This window comes from Shewanella sp. FeAMO, assembly GCF_053653955.1.
The window spans coordinates 3,500,357-3,516,405 of sequence record NZ_CM132201.1 but is presented as its reverse complement, the minus strand read 5'-3'; the positions used below and the strand labels follow the sequence as shown (position 1 = coordinate 3,516,405).

Here is a 16,049-nt window from a genome sequence, read left to right as displayed (position 1 = left end):
TATGTCAGTAGCAAAATCTACCGGTCTTAACATATTGCTGGCCAATCCCAGAGGCTTCTGTGCCGGTGTCGACCGGGCCATCAGTATAGTCGAGCGGGCGCTGGAACTCTTTTCCCCGCCTATCTATGTGCGCCATGAAGTGGTGCATAACCGTTATGTGGTTGAAGATCTCAAGCAGCGCGGGGCGATTTTTGTCGACGAACTGGATCAGGTACCCGACAACAGCATAGTGATTTTCAGTGCCCATGGGGTGTCACAGGCGGTGCGCAATGAGGCCAAGCGTCGCGGTCTTAAGGTGTTTGATGCCACTTGTCCTCTGGTGACCAAGGTGCATCTGCAGGTGACCCGCGCCAGTCGTAAGGGAATTGAGTGCATTCTTATCGGTCATGCCGGTCATCCCGAAGTGGAAGGCACCATGGGGCAGTACGATAACCCTGAAGGGGGAGTCTATCTCATTGAGTCTCCGGCCGACGTGGATGCATTGCAGGTGAAAGAGCCAGACAATCTCTGCTTTGTCACCCAAACCACGCTGTCGGTGGATGATACCCTGGATATTATTGCTGCGCTGCAGAAGCGGTTCCCTTCGATTGAAGGTCCTCGTAAAGACGATATCTGCTACGCGACTCAAAACCGCCAGGATGCGGTACGTAAGATGGCCCAGGATGTGGACTTGTTGATAGTGGTTGGCTCCAAAAACAGCTCCAACTCCAACAGACTGCGCGAACTGGCGCTCAAGTCTGGCACTCAGGCCTATTTAGTGGATAACGCCGATGATGTTGAGCGGGATTGGTTTGATGGCGTCAGCAAGGTTGCCGTTACTGCCGGGGCTTCTGCTCCTGAGGTGTTGGTGCAGCAGGTGGTTGAGGCCATAGCCAAACTGGCGCCAAGTGTGGTGACCGAAGTGGAAGGGCGCAAGGAAGATACCGTGTTTGCCGTTCCGGTGGAGCTAAGGTAAGAAGCCGCGGATTTATTGCGCTTATATAAGTGAAAAGCATTTTAAGAAGAGGCTATCTAAGCCTCTTTTTTTTATGGAAAAAATACCTCTTATAAGGCTTGAATTTATTAGCGTTCTTTGTTACTGGAGATTTACATTCGACTCAACTATCATTAACAGGTATTATTGTGGTCTTGAGCTAACTATAAGATATTAAAGAACTAATAGGCTGAATTTATTGTCAAAAACATGGCATTGTCTGGAGATTTGACACAGATGAAAAAACGGAGAGAGGGATTCTCTCTGATTGAGGTTATGGTAGCGCTCGTCATTTTGGTGATAGGGCTTATCGGGATATTTAATTTACATATAGTGGCAAAGCGCGCCAGCTTTGAATCATTTCAACAGACTCAGGCGGCGTACTTTGCCAACGATATCCTCAATCGGATGAAGCTTAATAACACGGTACTGAATAATTACGACGACGGCTCTCCCTATTCCGGGGGCGGAAGTGCTCCTGCAAAATCCTGCGATGTGGCCCTTGGCGCCACGGTGACCTGCACTGCTGCCGAGACCCTGGCCTGGGATCTTTACCAATGGCAAGAACTCTTTACCGGCGCCGCTGAAGCCGTGGGCAGCCAGAATGTCGGCGGCCTCGACAGTGCTACCGCTTGTCTGAATGTCAATGGAAGCAATGTCACTATTGTGATGGCATGGCGAGGCATTCAGGAAACCGCCGGCACCGCCTATGAAACGACTGACTGCGGCAGTAGCTTGGGTAAGCGCCGGCGGGTCTTTATCCTCAAGACAGTGATCAATCAAGGTTAAGGCGGTGAGTGTGAAAAATTCAAAGCAGTCGGGTTTTTCTCTGGTAGAACTCATGGTGGCCATGGTCATCAGTCTGTTTCTGGCGCTCGGATTGTTCGCCATGTTCAGTATGTCTGCCACTAATGTTACTACCACAGGGCAGTTCAATCAGTTACAGGAAAATGGCCGTATTGCGTTGGCCATCATGGTGCCGGATCTGAGTCAGGTAGGCTTCTTTGGCGATATGACAGGGACAGATTTCGTGCTGGGTACCAACGCTCGGGTCGATGATGCTGTCGGGACAGATTGTATTGGACAAGGGCTCAACAATGCCACTCTGCCCAATGGCCAACCGGCCCACTTCAGACGTCTTTGGGGGTATGAGGCCGGGGTGAGTGCCGGCTCACTGAGCTGTGTCAATTCAGCGATGACAGGGACAGATGTGATTCAGATTAAACGACTGGTAGGCCCTCCCGGAGCCACCAGTGGTTTTCGGGTGGCAGCAACGGCCAGCCAGGCGGTGTTTTTTAAAGATACAGATCCCGGCCTTGAAAACCAGAGGGTGTGGGAATACCAACACCATGTCTACTTTATTAAAGACAACAACGGCGTGCCGGTTCTGACCCGCAAATCACTCTCTGCCAGCGGAATGAACGTAGACGAGCCCTTGGTCGAGGGTATCGAAAACATGCGTATTCTCTATGGTTTCGACGAGAACGGTGATGACACGGCCGATAGCTTTATGCCGGTACAGAATGTGACGGATCTGATGTGGGACAACCAGTTGTTCCAGCGAATAGTGGCCTTGAGAATATTTTTATTGGTGCGTTCGCCCAATGCTGACAATAGTTACACCAATAATGCGACTTACTCACTGGGCGACAAAACCGGCGACAGAGCCATCAGTGGTGGTGGCGATAACTTCCGCCGGAAAGTGGTTTCGACCACAGTGGTACTTGAAAACCCTGTGTTGATTAGGAACTAAGCAGATGAAAATAAGACAACAGCGGGGAGTCGTACTATTCTTCGCACTTATCCTCTTGATTATTCTGACCCTGATTGGGGTGGCTCTGGCAGTTAACTCCAGTCAGTCGCTGCGTATGGCCGGCGCCGGTGCCGAGCGGGTGGAAGCCAAGGCCTTGGCCGACGGTGGTTTGCAGGCGGTATTGAATGCCAAGAGCCAAGCAGAATTGGCGACAATGACAGCGATAGATACAGGCAACAGCTATTCGGGTGGCACTCAGGTTTTGACGCCTCTGCCATTAAAGAGTGATGGCACTGTGGATGCCAGGAATGTTTCCTGTCAGCGTAGCAGGGATGCCAGCGGTACAGATCTTATCAAGTGCCGAAGAGTGGAGGTTTCCAGCCAGGTTAGGTACGGCCGGGACAACCTCGGGCAACTGACAGTTATCGAAGGAGTTGAGCAGGAAGTGCTTAACGGGAGCGGATCATGAAACTCAAAAAGTGTTTATGCGGTTTGTTGTTTGTGCTGGTTGGCTCTTCCGGGCAAGTCTCGGCCGATGATACAGACCTTTACTTGATCCCGCCGCCAAATCAGGGACGAGCCAAGGTGCTGATTATTTTTGATAATTCGGCATCAATGGATACCATAGAAACCGGAGTGCCAGGAGGATATGATCCAACCGAAGAGTATCCCCCTGTCGGTTCCTCGAATTCCTATCAAGGAAGGATGATCTACTTTACCGTCGGCTCCGGGATGGATGAAAGTTCATTACCTGTGCCGGACAGCCCTTCGGAATCGCGCCGTTTCAACGATGCTCTCAATGGTTGCGCCGTCGCTAAAACCGCCTTGGATCGCTATGGTCGTTTTACCGGTTATATCCGAGAGTTTGTGTTTTCCGGTAATGCCAAGGGAACCTGGCAGCAGATAAAAGAAAACAGTGGCGCCGAAAAGAACAACCCGGTGGACTGTTGGGAAGATATTGAAGCCGCCAATCCAAGCAATAACGGTATCACAGTAGATGGGGTTACCTATGGTGATGGCTATCCACAGAATAGCGTCAAAGTGGGTAAAAACTATATTCCATACAGCAATGAAGCAAATGCACTCAGCAACGCGCAATCCATGGGCTTTAACCAAGGCGAGCTGGTAACCTTATACACTGACAATTATCTGCGTTGGTACACCCTATATAAGAATGGCGACTTGGATGATACTCAGGACCTCAGCAGACTGGATATTGCCAAGACAGCTATCGCCGGGGTGATAAGTTCGATGCCGACGGTTGATTTTGGCCTGGCGGTATTCAATATGAACTATCGCTATGAGGGGGATCGGGATGGTGGCCGAATCGTCGCCGGTATTCGTAGCCGCACGGCGCCTGAGAAAGAAACCCTGATCAGTACGGTTGAAAACCTGCCGGCCGAAACCAACACTCCACTTTGTGAAACTTTGTTTGAAGCCTATCGGTACTTTAGCGGCGGCCCGATTACCTTTGGCCACAGTGATAGGAACTATAACAGTGGCTCGATAAAGTATACCGCCAACAGGCCTATGTATGACACGACCATTGAGAATAGCGGCAATTATAAGTCTCCCATGAGTGTCTGTAGCGATATTGCTTATATCATCTATATTACCGATGGGGTGCCAACGCTGGACTCATCTGCCGATGCCACGATTCAATCCATTACAAGCGCTTCGGGGGTGAACTCCGACGGTAATTACAGCCCATACACCTATGAAGTAGATTATTACGGTAGAGAAAAGAAGAGCTATCTGCCGGCGCTGGCCAGTTACATGTATCGCAACGATATTTTGCCGGCCACGGAGAAATTCCAAAGGGTGGTAACTCACACCATAGGTTTTGCGCTGGATGAGGGATCTGCGGCCGAGCCCTTGCTGGAAGAGACAGCCAGACGAGGAAAGGGCAAATACCATGCTGCCAATAGTGTGGCCGATCTGCAGCAGGCCTTCAGCAATGTGCTTGACAGTATCACGGACGAAGGACAAAGGTTTTCGGCGCCAGGGGTAGCCTTCAGTAATGCTGACCCAACCCGTACTCTTGACTCTGCCTATTATGCCTTGTTCAGCCCATCTCAAGGGCCCAAGTGGGCCGGTAACCTGAAGAAGTTGAAGGTGAACTCTTCTGGCGTACTGATAGATGCCAACGACAGACCGGCTATCTCAAGTTCGGGTGGTATTGCAGACACGGCTTGTAGTCTATGGAGTAACTGCTCTCCGGACCCTGATGGCAACGATGTACAGGAAGGCGGTGCAGCCAGAACCATAGTACCTGACAGCCGTACTCTCTACAGTAACATCAAGGTGGGTGGTGGCCTGGCGCCCCTGAGCAAGAATCAGGCTTCCAGCTATGCCGGTGGTGACCTTGCCTTGTTGACTCATATGAACATGAGTGTAGCCGCCGGTACAGAAAGCTCTGAGCTGGAAAAAGCCTTTGAGTGGATCAAGGGCAAAAATGTCGATAAAGATGAAAATGGCGAGTTTACCTCTGACGATTACAACGGGGTTCGCGGCGATATCATGGGTGACCCCATGCACTCGCAACCGCTTGCCATTGACTTTGGTGGCGATGGCAATAGCAATGTGCGCATTTTCGTTGGCACCAACCATGGTATGTTACATGCCTTCAAAGACACGGGTAGCAGTGTTGAAGAGAGTTGGGCCTTTATGCCCTATGAGCTACTCAGTAATGTGCAGGAACTCAGAGATAACAGCTATGCCAATGGTCACAGTGTTTATGGCATAGATGGCTCGCCGGTTTCCTATTTGGAGCGCAACGACTCGGGTGCCATTACCAAGGCTTGGATCTTCTTCGGCATGCGCCGGGGCGGGAGTTCTTACTATGGCTTCGATGTTACCGCCCCGGATTCACCTCGAATGATGTGGCGGATTGACAACAATAGCGCCGGGTTTGCCAATATGGGGCAGACTTGGTCGACACCGGTTGTGACTAAGGTGCCGGGTTCAGATAAACCTGTAGTGATCTTCGGCGGTGGTTACAATCTGGGATATGACGCCAACACAGGCAGCAACTCAGATGGCCGCAATGTGTACTTGGTCGACGCCGAAACCGGGGTACTCAAGCATAGCTTTGGTGTCGATGGTGGCACAGCGTTGACCGGCATAGAACACAGCATTGCCGGTTCAATAGCCACTCTCGACAGCAACAGCGATGGCGCTACAGACAGGTTATATGCCGCAGACCTTGGTGGTAATGTCTGGCGCATGGATATGCCTTCAGAAAACACCTCCAGTTGGAGTGGCTTCAAGTTTGCCTCTGTGGGCGGCGCGCTGGCATCTTCCGATCGCCGCTTCTTCTATGAACCTGTGGTGGCCCAGACGGTATTTACCAATGTCACCCGGGTGACGACGACAGATGCCGACGGTAACACCAGTACTACTACGGCATATCAAAACGTACCTTATGATGCCGTCACGCTCGGCAGTGGTAACAGGGCATCACCACTGGCTACCGATGCCGAAGATATGTTCTTTGTGCTGCAGGATCGCAACGTGGTGACCAAGACTTTTGGCGGCTCAGGTGCGACAGTGCCCAGCCCGATCACTTTGGCCAACCTTTACAATGTGACATCAGCGGCGCCAAGCAGCGACAGTGAGAATATCGACTTTGGTACCAAGCTGGGCTGGTACTATAACTTCTCTGTCATTGGTGAGAAGAGTCTGTCACCTTCGGCCATCATCAAAGGGCGTGTCTACTTCACCTCCTTTGTGCCGGCACAGTCGACACCCGAAACTGAAAATAGCTGTCTCATCTCTTCGACCGGACGCTTGTACAGTTTCGACCTGCATAAAGGCGGGCGTTACAATTATGAGTTTTTGGAAGTGTGTGAGGATTGTATTCCTCAGCCACCCAAGATCATTACCCCGCCCAAAGATCCAGATGACCCGGATAATCCGGACAATCCAGATGCTGCCTTGATTATTGGTCGCGGTGAGTGTGATGAAACCGGTGAAAACTGTTCCGGTACAGTGGCGCTGGATACAGGCCTGAGTACCAACAAGATTTATTATCATGTGAATGAGTAGGATAAGAGATGAAAAAAGCAGCGGGTTTTACCCTGATTGAAGCCATGATCACTGTGGTCATTATCGGCATACTGGCGGCGATCGCTTATCCCTCTTATGTGCAGTACATTGCCAAGAGTACCAGGGCTGAGGCTCATGCAGCCTTGATGCGACTGGCCAATCTGCAGGAGCAGTACTATTTGGACAATCGCACTTACGCCACGGATATGACCAAACTGGGGCTCAATGCCAGCCCCTTTATTACTGAAAATGGTCACTACAGCATAGCGTCAACCGGCACCGGCAGTTTTACCCTGACAGCAACGGCGCAAGGGGTACAGGCCAGTCGTGACAGCAAGTGCAAGACGCTGACCTTGACTGACGCCGGGGTTAAAGGCGGCGCCTCTGCGGAGTGTTGGAAATGATGAAATCAATCAAATATGGCTTGTTGCTCATCTTGCCCGGTATCGTTTTGACAACTCATGCCGCCGAGCGGCAGGAGGTGAAGTGTCACTTGATCACCAGCAAGGGAGAGCAAATTGCCTTTTATCGTTGGGATCTGGAAAAGCAGCCGCTATTGATGGCGCGTTTGAGTAGCAAGCCGCTCAAGGATACTCAGGGGAAACGTTACTATATCAAGCAGGCCAGTGAGTGTGTGTTGCTCAATGAGGAGTTCAGCTCTGAAAAGGCCCGTAAGTTGGATGAGGTAACTCTGAGATAGCTTTCACCCAGGCCTATGAAGTCTGAGCCTATTGTGGTTAACAGCAATAGGCTCGCAATAGATCTTTCCAGGTCACTATGCCGACAATCTCACCGTTTTCCAGTACCGGCAGTGAACCTATATCTTTCTCCAGCAGTAGTCTGGATGCCTGAGCCAAGCCTAGATGAGGCGCAACGGTCACAGGATTACGGCTCATCACTTGATGCACCCGCTTATTGAGGGTCTCCAGATCTCTGCTGGTGGCCGTTTCGCTGCCAAGATTGGGGCTTAAGGCCCGCAGCAGATCCCGTTCGGACAAGACGCCTTCCAGCTTGCCTTCATCATCCACCACCAGCAGATGATGAAAGCCTGCATGATGAAATATCTCTTTGGCCACACTCAGGCGGTCGTCCATTTCCACTGTGACGACCCGGGTGATCATGATATCGGCGATGCAGAGCTGCATAGGGATCCTCCATAACCTTTTCTTTGTTATATCAGAGCCCTGTCAATAATGCTAACTCGGAGCGTTGTCATCTTGCTGATTGAGTTCCTGCAGATGACAATCGATATAGCGGCTGCGTTTCTTGAACTTGAGTTTGTCCAAGTCCACCAGCACCAAACCATCAATACAGTCGGCAAAGTCGGCATCCACTCCAAAGGCGAGGAAGCGCACCCCATCAGGCTGGCAAAGTTCGCCGTATTGCTTGTAGAGAGTTGGCACAGCGGCGCCCATACTGGCAAGGGTCTGCTTGAGCAGTTTGAACGCGCCTTGGTAATCTGAATCAACATAGAGCTTATCCAGTTCAGCCTGGCGCTCAGGAGGCAGACCAAAAGGCGTGAAAGACTGTGCCAGCTGTGTCTTACAGGGAAACTGCTGCAGGTAGAAGTGCACCAACATCTCCTTGGCCTGTGCCGGCAACTGATTGCTTATGGTCACAGGACCGAAAAGGTAGCGGTAGCCGGGATGACGAGCCAGAAAGGCACCTATGCCGTACCAGAGATAATCGAGACTGCGCTTTCCCCAATATTTAGGTTGCACAAAGCTGCGGCCGAGTTCCAGGCCCTTGGCGAAATAGGGAGCAAATTCTGTTTGATAGTGAAACAGTGACTCACTGTAGAGGTTTTCACCTGCACTGTGCAAGCGGGCGACTTCGGCAAAACGGTAGGCGCCGACTATCTCCAGCTCCTTGGGATCCCAGAGTACCAGGTGTAGATAACTGGAGTCGTATTTGTCTATGTCTCTGCGTTTTCCTGTGCCTTCACCCACGGCGCGAAAAGCCAGCTCCCGCAGCCGACCTATTTCCCGCATCACTGGGCTGCTGCCCTGATGGCGATAGAGGAAAATCTGCTTGTCATCCTGAGTTTGACCAAGCTGTTCGCACTGCAGTAAAGCCTGTTGCAACTCACGACGTTTTTCCGGATGGGCGATGGCGCTCTGGGTGTTGAACAGTGGGCTGCGGTTCTTGCCTATGCGATAGAGGTGGTTCTTCAGCAGGCTGACCCGGGTTTTAAGCGGGAAGTCACTGCCGCTGACCGCTTCGGCCGGGATAAGCTCGCCGATACGCACCGGCAGAGTATTACTGGCTTGTTTAAACATCTCCTTGACCAACAGCAGGGTAGCCAAAGGTTTATACAAGATGGAAGCACCGTAAAAGGTCGCCGAGTTCTTGGCATCGACATACATGGGCAGCAGCGGCGCATTGCAGTTGATAGCCATCTTCAGGAAGCCTGTTTGCCACTGGGTATCGCGAATGCCGCTTGGTCTGAGTCTGGATACCTCACCCGATGGAAAGATGAGCACAGCGCCTTCACTGCGCAGATGTTGATGGATCTTCTCCAGGTGTTGTCTGGGGGTTCCGCCTGTCATATTGCGAACCGGCAGCAGGATGTTGTGCAGTGGCGTCAGTGTCATCAACAGCTCGTTGGCAACCACTTTAATGTCAGGCCTGACTTCGCTGATTAGTTTTATCAGCACCAGAGCATCCAGCGAACCTATTGGATGATTAGCGAAGATAACGACCCGGCCCTGATGGGGAATGTTTTCCACCTCACTGTCCGGAACCGTATAGCTGACGGCAAAGCTTTCCAGCACTTGTTCAACAAAATCCACGCCCTTGAGAAAACTGAATTGGCCGGCGATATCATTGCACTCCCGCTCATTAAGCAGATAACGCAGTAAGGCCTTGGTTGGCTTGGCGAGCCAAGGCTTGCTGTTGATATTGGGCAGATTGGATTCCACGACTTTATCGACGGTAAACATCATAATGGGGTACCTGATTTAAGCAGCTTGTTGTTCTTGTCCCTGCCAGGCGAAGCGTTTCAGTACTTCGGTCCGGCCCAGTTGTTCATTCCAGCGCTCGAGTTGCAGCTCGCCCTCGAGGGTTTCAGTCAATAGAGTGCAGTTCTCTACCCAGTCACCATCATTGGCATAGATAAAGCCGCTCATTTCCGTGAGCTCCGGCTGGTGAATATGGCCACAGATGATGCCGTCCACCTTCTGCTTGCGGCCATAACGCACCACGGCTTCGCGAAAACTGTTGATGGCTTGCTGGGCCTTGCCGACTCTTTGCTTGATAAAGCCGGCCAAAGACCAATAGGGATAACCGAGACGGCGGCGAACCTTGTGCAATTGGCGGTTGAGAAACATCAATACATCGTAGAGGTGATCGCCGAGGCGGGCGGTGATACGGCCGATACAGACTTCGGAGTCAAATTGATCGCCATGCAGCATCAGCAGGGTTTTGCCGCTCAGGGTTTGATGTCGGTACTCTTTGCTGATAATGACATCGGCGAGTTGCAGCTGGTGGTAATCCTTAAACAGCTCGTCATGGTTGCCGGGCAGATACACCAGCTTGATGCCGCTCTGTGCCATTTGCAGCAGTTTTTGCAGCAGTTGGTTGTGACTCTCGGGCCAGAATACCCGGCGTTTGAGGGCCCAGATATCGACTATGTCCCCCACCAGATACAGCACCTTGGGCTGAACGCTGTTTAGGAAATGCAGCAGATATTCGGCCTTGCAGTCAATGCTGCCCAGGTGAATATCCGAGAGCCAGAGGGCGTTGAGCTTGATGACAGACTCGGCTGCGCGGCGGGAGGATGGGTGAAATGTCGATGGTTTTGCTACCAATGACTTGCTGTCTTTCATCGCGGCTCCTGGATAAAACCAGTGAAACGGGTTTGACTGTGAAAGACTCTAAGTCAGTTATTTGACCTTGAAGTGACGTCTTGATGACCTTATTGTGACGCCCCTGAACTTACCTCTATATCATTTGGCAGTATGATGCGGAACTCGCTGCCATGACCCGGTGCACTGATCAGACGGATCTCGCCGCCAAGTACTTGAGTCACCAGGTTATAGACTATGTTCATCCCCAGGCCACTGCCGCCTTTACCGCGTTTGGTGGTAAAAAAGGGAACAAAAATATTCTGCTGTACTTCGGTATTCATGCCGCAACCATCATCACGGTAGACAAGCTCTATGCCGTTATCTGTGCGGCTGACATTGAGCGACATCCGTCCCTCGCTTCCTTCTGGAAAGGCGTGTACCAGTGAATTGGTAAAGAGGTTACTGATAATTTGGTAAAAGACGCCCGGAGTGGAGTTGAGGGTGATGTCGGCCGGGCATTGATAGCTGTACTTGTGAGGCGAGCGGTGCAGCATGGGGTTGAGCGACAGGAAAATCTCATCCAGATAGTGCCCCAGGTTAAATTCCCGCAGTTCTTCATGGGATTGATCGACGGAGAGCTGTTTGAAGCTGCGGATCAGCTTGGCGGCGCGTTCCAGGTTGGTCAGCATCAGTCGGCTGCAGTCGGCCACTTCACTCTGGTACTGTTCGAAATCCTGCTGATCGACATCCTCGGCGTAAAAGCGCTTGTTGAAGGCTTTAACATTCTCCGCCAGATGCGAAGCCGCGGTGACACAGATGCCTATGGGAGTGTTGACTTCATGGGTGATGCTGGCAACCAGACCACCAAGTGTGGCCATTTTCTCCTTATCCAGCAGTTCAGACTGCGCCAGTCGTAACTCTTCCAGGGTGTGGTTCAGTTCATCATTGCTCTGTTGCAGCGCTTCAGTGCGCTGTTTAACCCTCTGCTCCAACTCCTGATTGAAGCGACGCAGTGCCGATTCGGTTTCTTTCAGTTTCTGAATATCCTTGATGGTTCCTGTAATCCTTAAAGGGCGCCCCTCTTGATCCCTGGTCATGACCCGGCCACGGTTGAGTACCCAAAGCCAGCTGTCGTCCTGGGTCTTGCCGCGATAGCTGAGTTCAAATTCTTGCCGGCCTTTATGAAGGCAGGCATCAATCTCGGGCCAGATGAGCGGCAAGTCTTCGGGATGGACACAGCGCTCCAGCGTATCTTTCAGGTGGGTTTCGGGCTCGGGATACCAGAGAAATGCGTTATTGCGATTGGCCTCCTGTGCCTGCAAATCCCAATCCCAAAACTCATCGCCACTGCCGATAAGTGCCAGTTGCAGCTTTTGCTCGCTGCTCGCCACCTGTTGCAGCAGTTTTCGTTGCTCAATAAACTTCTGCCACCTGTTATAGGCAAAGCCAAATATCAGGCTCAGCAACAATAAGCTGTAAATAGTATAAGCCCAGGGGCTTTGCCAGGGCCTGGGGGTTATGCTCAGCAGCAGGCTCTGCGCCGGGCTGGTATTGCCGTCAATATCCACAGCTCTGACCATAAAGCGATAGTCACCGGGTTTGAGCGCCGGGAAGAAGGCGGTTCTGGCCCCCCGGGTATTGAGCCACTCCTGCTGCATGCCTTCGAGTTTGTATTGATACTCAAGATGCCTGGCGTGATGCAGGTTCGGGCTGTGGAATTTGAGACTCAGCGGCAAGGCATCAACCCCCAGAACCAGTTTCTGTCGGCTCCAGGGTTTTGGTGCGTGCTCTTGTGTTTGCCCCAGGGCCTGCAGTTCATCTATGATCGGCTGCGCCGGAGGTTTCCTCGCTGGTAAAGCGGGGGGCTGGATATGGTTGAGACCTTTTACACCGCCGAGAAACAAGCTACCGTCCCGATCGAGAAACCCGGCGCCAAAGTTGAACTCGTTGGCTTGCAAGCCATCTTCATAAGCAAAATTCCGGCTTGTGCCTGTTGCGGGATCCAGCCATGACAGGCCGCTGGCGCTGCCAATCCAGAGTTTGTTGTCGGCATCATGTTGCATCAGGTAGGCGACATCGCCTATCAGGCCGTGTTGGCGATCAAACATTTGATACTGCCCGCTATCCGGGGTGAATGAGAATACGCCGTCACTGGATGCTATCCATAACTGTCCATCCGGATGTTGGTAGATGGAAAACAGATGCTTGCTGGGTAGAGGGACTTCAGTATCCGTGGACCAATGAGATACACTGCCATCCGGCTTGAGCCTGAATAGGCCTTCACCGTAACTGGTGATCCAGATATTGCCGCCGTTATCCTCCAGTATCGAAGTGGTTTCTGTTTTGGGCAGCGGCGTGGCATCCGGCGCGGCAAAGCCTTTTTCGATACCAAGATAACGGCTGACTCCGGCTTCTTTGGTTGCTATCCAGGCAATGCCACTTTGATCAAAGGTTAAACTGTAGAGGGTGTTGGCCGGTAGTGAGCCCGGTTCATTGGCCTGATGGCGATAGTGCAGATAGCTGTCGCGCTCGGCATTGAAGATCAGTAAGCCTTCGCCCCGAGTGCCAATCCACAGCCGGCCCTGACTGTCTTCTTTGATAAAACCGATAAAGGCCTTATCCAGCAGTTGGCTTGCTAGCGGCGAGGGTTTGAAGCCTTGAATTTTGCCTGAGTCAGACTCCAGTGCCTGATAAAGGCCGCTGGCGGTGCCGACCCAGAGTTGCCCCAGATGATCGCGAAAAATCGCTCTGACATCGCCATTACCCAGGTTGTGGTTCTCGAAACTGTTGGGGAGCAGTTTTCCCATGGCTTCCTGATTGAGATCCAGCTTACCGAGACCGGCTCCCTTGGTCGCTATCCAAAGTTGGTTGCTGTCATCCAGATGCAGCGTCTGGATGGTCTTGCCATCGCTGTTTTGTTGCCAAAGAAGCTCCCGGGTTTGAGGTGTAAACCGCACTAGACCGAGTTTATCCACCGCCAACCAGAGACGTTGCTGTGGATCCAAAACCATATGCCGAATGCCGGCATCGCCAAGTTGGTTGATGGAGTAAGGCACGGCCTCGGTTCCCAAAGACCAGTGCCAGAGCGTTCCTTTGCTTGCGAGCCATAAACTGCCGTCTTTGGCCTGTATCAGAGACTCTACCTGAGCAGACTGCGGCAATATTGTCATCTGTTGCCAGGACTTGCTGTCATCCAGCTGCCAGAGCGAGTCTCCTGCAAGATACAAGTCGCCGGAAGGCGTTGCATAAAACCTCAGTTGTGAAACGGTATTTGTCTGAAGCTGCTGGCTATCCAGGCGTTGGCGGCGTTTTGGGTCGTAGCGCCAAACCTTGGCATCATCCATCAGCAGCCAGAGCATGCCTTGCTTGTCTTCTGCCAGCTCGCGGATCCCGGTCAGCGGCAGATCGGCTTCGGCACCCAATATTTCAAAGCGGCCACTGTCCGGATGATAAAGATTCAGGCCATCGCTCAAGGTCAGCAGCCACAACTCCTTCTGGCTTGAAAACAACAGCCTTTCAATGTGATTGCCACTAGGGCCGTGGGGAGCGTCCTGCTTACTGTAGATTCTGAAATGTTCGCCATCGAAGCGGTTGAGTCCGGCTTGTGTGGCTATCCACAGGTGACCACGATCGTCTGTGGCGAGGTCATTGACAGTGTTCATCGACAAGCCGTCTTCGGCCTGAAATTGCTCAAGGACGGGGCGATAGCCCAATGACGGCGTCAGGCTATCGAGGCACCAAAGTGCCGTAAAAAGGAGCAGCAACGCAAAGATTTTCACCGAAAAGCCTCAAAAACGAACTTTTTTCAGTGTAGATGCTGGTGGCCGAAATGCGAATTTTGTGAGCACATTCTAGTGCTTAGAAATAAAAAACGGCCGCATGTAGCGGCCGTTGTGGGGAAGTCCGGCTAAATTGCCCTTAGAACAGTAGATGTGCCATCCCGGCAATCACAGGCAGAGTAACCAGGGTTCGCAGCAGGAAGATGGCAAACAACTCCCAAATTTTCACCGGTATCTTGCTGCCGATAAGCAAGGCACCTACTTCACTCATGTAGATCAATTGGGTGACAGACAGCGCCGCAATCACAAAGCGTGTCATGTCGGATTCTATGCTGGTGGCCAGAATCGAGGGGATAAACATATCAGCAAACCCGACGACTATAGTCTTGGAGGCTTGGGTAGCTTCGGGGATCTGCATCAGTTCCAACAATGGAATAAAAGGCTTACCAAGATAGTTAAATACCGGGGTGTATTCGGCGATGACCAGAGCTATGGTCCCCAATGCCATTACGACAGGGAGCACACCGAAGATCATATCGATGACATTTTTCACCCCTTCGGAGAGCACCTTGAATACGCCACCTGTGTGGGACGCCTTGGTGAGCGCCAGATCCAGTCCCCAGGACAGAGAGTTATGACCTTTTGGCAGCGACTCATCATCTTTTTGTCTGGGGCTGCCATCAACATAAACATCCTTCTTGCGCGACAGCGGCGGCAACTTGGGCACTATTATGGCGGCAACAATACCGGCCAGACAGACTGTCAGGTAGAAGGGTACAAACATTGCCTGCAGTTTCACTTGGGTGAGTACCACAAGGGTAAAAGTGATGGAGACTGCCGAGAAGGTGGTGCCGATAACCGCCGCCTCACGCTGGGTATAGAAGCGGTTCTCATACTGTTTACTGGTCAGCAAAATACCAACGCTACCATCCCCGAGCCAGGAGGCCATACAGTCGATGGCGCTGCGTCCCGGCAGGTTGAACACCGGCCGCATCAACTTGGTCAGTAAGGTTCCGAAGAGTTCCAGCAGGCCAAAGTTGAGCAACAAAGGCAGGAACATACCGGCAAAAAAGAATACACAGAACAGCAGTGGCAACAGGCCATTCATCACCAAGGCGCCGGTGGAATCGGCTATGAGCATCTCAGGGCCAACCTGGAAGAAGGTCAGACAGATAAATATGGCGCCCAAAACCCTGACCAAGAGCCAGGCAGGGCTGATATTCAACAGGGAATTGAGAAACTTGCTGCGGCGGATAAAACCGGGGCGCAGGAGTTTCACCAATACACTGGCCGTGGCGGTAAATACCACTATGGCGCAAATTATGCTGGTCAAATAATCATTGAGCAAATTCTTGAGTTCACCGGCCAACACCGCCACAGGAATGGTCAGTTCGTTGTTATAGCTGATAGGCGTCATAAAGAGTAAGACGCCGAGCAGAGATGGCACCAGGAAGGTGAGTATGGTTGTTATGTTGCGGGGTTGTTTTTCGTCTGCCACGGTTATTACACCCTGAATCTACACTAATTGGATGAGTAACAAAGCTACTCGCCAGGGGCAATATTGGCTCTGAATGCATTTTCATTCAACCGGCCCCCGAATTTAAGGGGGCAAGATTACCCCCTTAGCGCGGCTATGTAAATTCATTCGCTGTCAGTTCTGTCTCTTTGATCACAACAGCATAGTTATTTCCTGTCCTTGCTTAATTATT

The 16,049-nt window shown here is 51.9% G+C and carries 12 protein-coding genes; 7 read left to right on the top strand and 5 right to left on the bottom strand.

Annotated elements, in window-relative coordinates:
• The first annotated feature begins 1 nt into the window (after nt 1).
• From ispH to ACWAU4_RS15755, 7 genes are all read left to right on the top strand, one after another.
• Nucleotides 2–955, top strand: a complete 954-nt coding sequence (gene ispH, locus ACWAU4_RS15785; RefSeq protein WP_025011913.1) for a 4-hydroxy-3-methylbut-2-enyl diphosphate reductase — start codon at nt 2–4, stop codon at nt 953–955.
• Nucleotides 956–1,210: 255 nt separating this feature from the next.
• Nucleotides 1,211–1,762 carry a type IV pilus modification protein PilV gene (pilV, locus tag ACWAU4_RS15780; RefSeq protein WP_025011914.1) on the top strand — a complete coding sequence of 184 codons (552 nt, stop codon included), beginning with the start codon at nt 1,211–1,213 and terminating at the stop codon, nt 1,760–1,762.
• Nucleotides 1,763–1,766: 4 nt separating this feature from the next.
• Nucleotides 1,767–2,726: a PilW family protein gene (locus ACWAU4_RS15775; protein ID WP_025011915.1), complete on the top strand. Its 960-nt coding sequence runs from the start codon at nt 1,767–1,769 to the stop codon at nt 2,724–2,726.
• Between the two features lie 10 nt (nt 2,727–2,736).
• Nucleotides 2,737–3,195 (top strand): PilX N-terminal domain-containing pilus assembly protein, encoded by a 459-nt coding sequence (locus ACWAU4_RS15770; RefSeq protein WP_044735902.1) that lies wholly within the window; start codon nt 2,737–2,739, stop codon nt 3,193–3,195.
• Nucleotides 3,192–6,773 (top strand): pilus assembly protein, encoded by a 3,582-nt coding sequence (locus ACWAU4_RS15765; RefSeq protein WP_208124968.1) that lies wholly within the window; start codon nt 3,192–3,194, stop codon nt 6,771–6,773. The genes ACWAU4_RS15770 and ACWAU4_RS15765 overlap by 4 nt, the downstream gene beginning before the upstream one ends.
• Before the next feature lie 8 nt (nt 6,774–6,781).
• On the top strand, nt 6,782–7,177 hold the full coding sequence (locus ACWAU4_RS15760) for a type IV pilin protein (protein ID WP_208124967.1): 396 nt from the start codon (nt 6,782–6,784) through the stop codon (nt 7,175–7,177).
• Nucleotides 7,174–7,473, top strand: coding sequence for a TapY2 family type IVa secretion system protein (locus ACWAU4_RS15755; RefSeq protein ID WP_141250864.1), 300 nt, complete (start codon nt 7,174–7,176; stop codon nt 7,471–7,473). The genes ACWAU4_RS15760 and ACWAU4_RS15755 overlap by 4 nt, the downstream gene beginning before the upstream one ends.
• Before the next feature lie 37 nt (nt 7,474–7,510).
• On the opposite strand, the gene ACWAU4_RS15750 is transcribed toward ACWAU4_RS15755, so the two are convergent.
• The 5 genes from ACWAU4_RS15750 to ACWAU4_RS15730 all read right to left on the bottom strand — a co-directional run bounded on the left by ACWAU4_RS15750 (nt 7,511) and on the right by ACWAU4_RS15730 (nt 15,757).
• On the bottom strand, nt 7,511–7,918 hold the full coding sequence (locus ACWAU4_RS15750) for a CBS domain-containing protein (protein WP_025011917.1): 408 nt from the start codon (nt 7,916–7,918) through the stop codon (nt 7,511–7,513).
• Nucleotides 7,919–7,969: 51 nt separating this feature from the next.
• Entirely contained in the window at nt 7,970–9,718 is a 1,749-nt protein-coding gene (gene olsF / locus ACWAU4_RS15745; RefSeq protein ID WP_275955702.1) for a bifunctional ornithine lipid synthase OlsF, read from the bottom strand.
• A 15-nt stretch (nt 9,719–9,733) separates the two neighbouring features.
• The gene (locus ACWAU4_RS15740; protein WP_052658119.1) at nt 9,734–10,600 is read right to left on the bottom strand and encodes a UDP-2,3-diacylglucosamine diphosphatase; all 867 of its coding nucleotides are present in this window, start codon (nt 10,598–10,600) and stop codon (nt 9,734–9,736) included.
• A gap of 89 nt (nt 10,601–10,689) precedes the next feature.
• Nucleotides 10,690–14,340 carry a two-component regulator propeller domain-containing protein gene (locus ACWAU4_RS15735; protein ID WP_208124966.1) on the bottom strand — a complete coding sequence of 1,217 codons (3,651 nt, stop codon included), beginning with the start codon at nt 14,338–14,340 and terminating at the stop codon, nt 10,690–10,692.
• 139 nt (nt 14,341–14,479) lie between these two features.
• Complete coding sequence (locus tag ACWAU4_RS15730) at nt 14,480–15,757, bottom strand: YjiH family protein (RefSeq protein WP_243880387.1); 1,278 nt, start codon at nt 15,755–15,757, stop codon at nt 14,480–14,482.
• Nucleotides 15,758–16,049 lie beyond the last annotated feature (292 nt).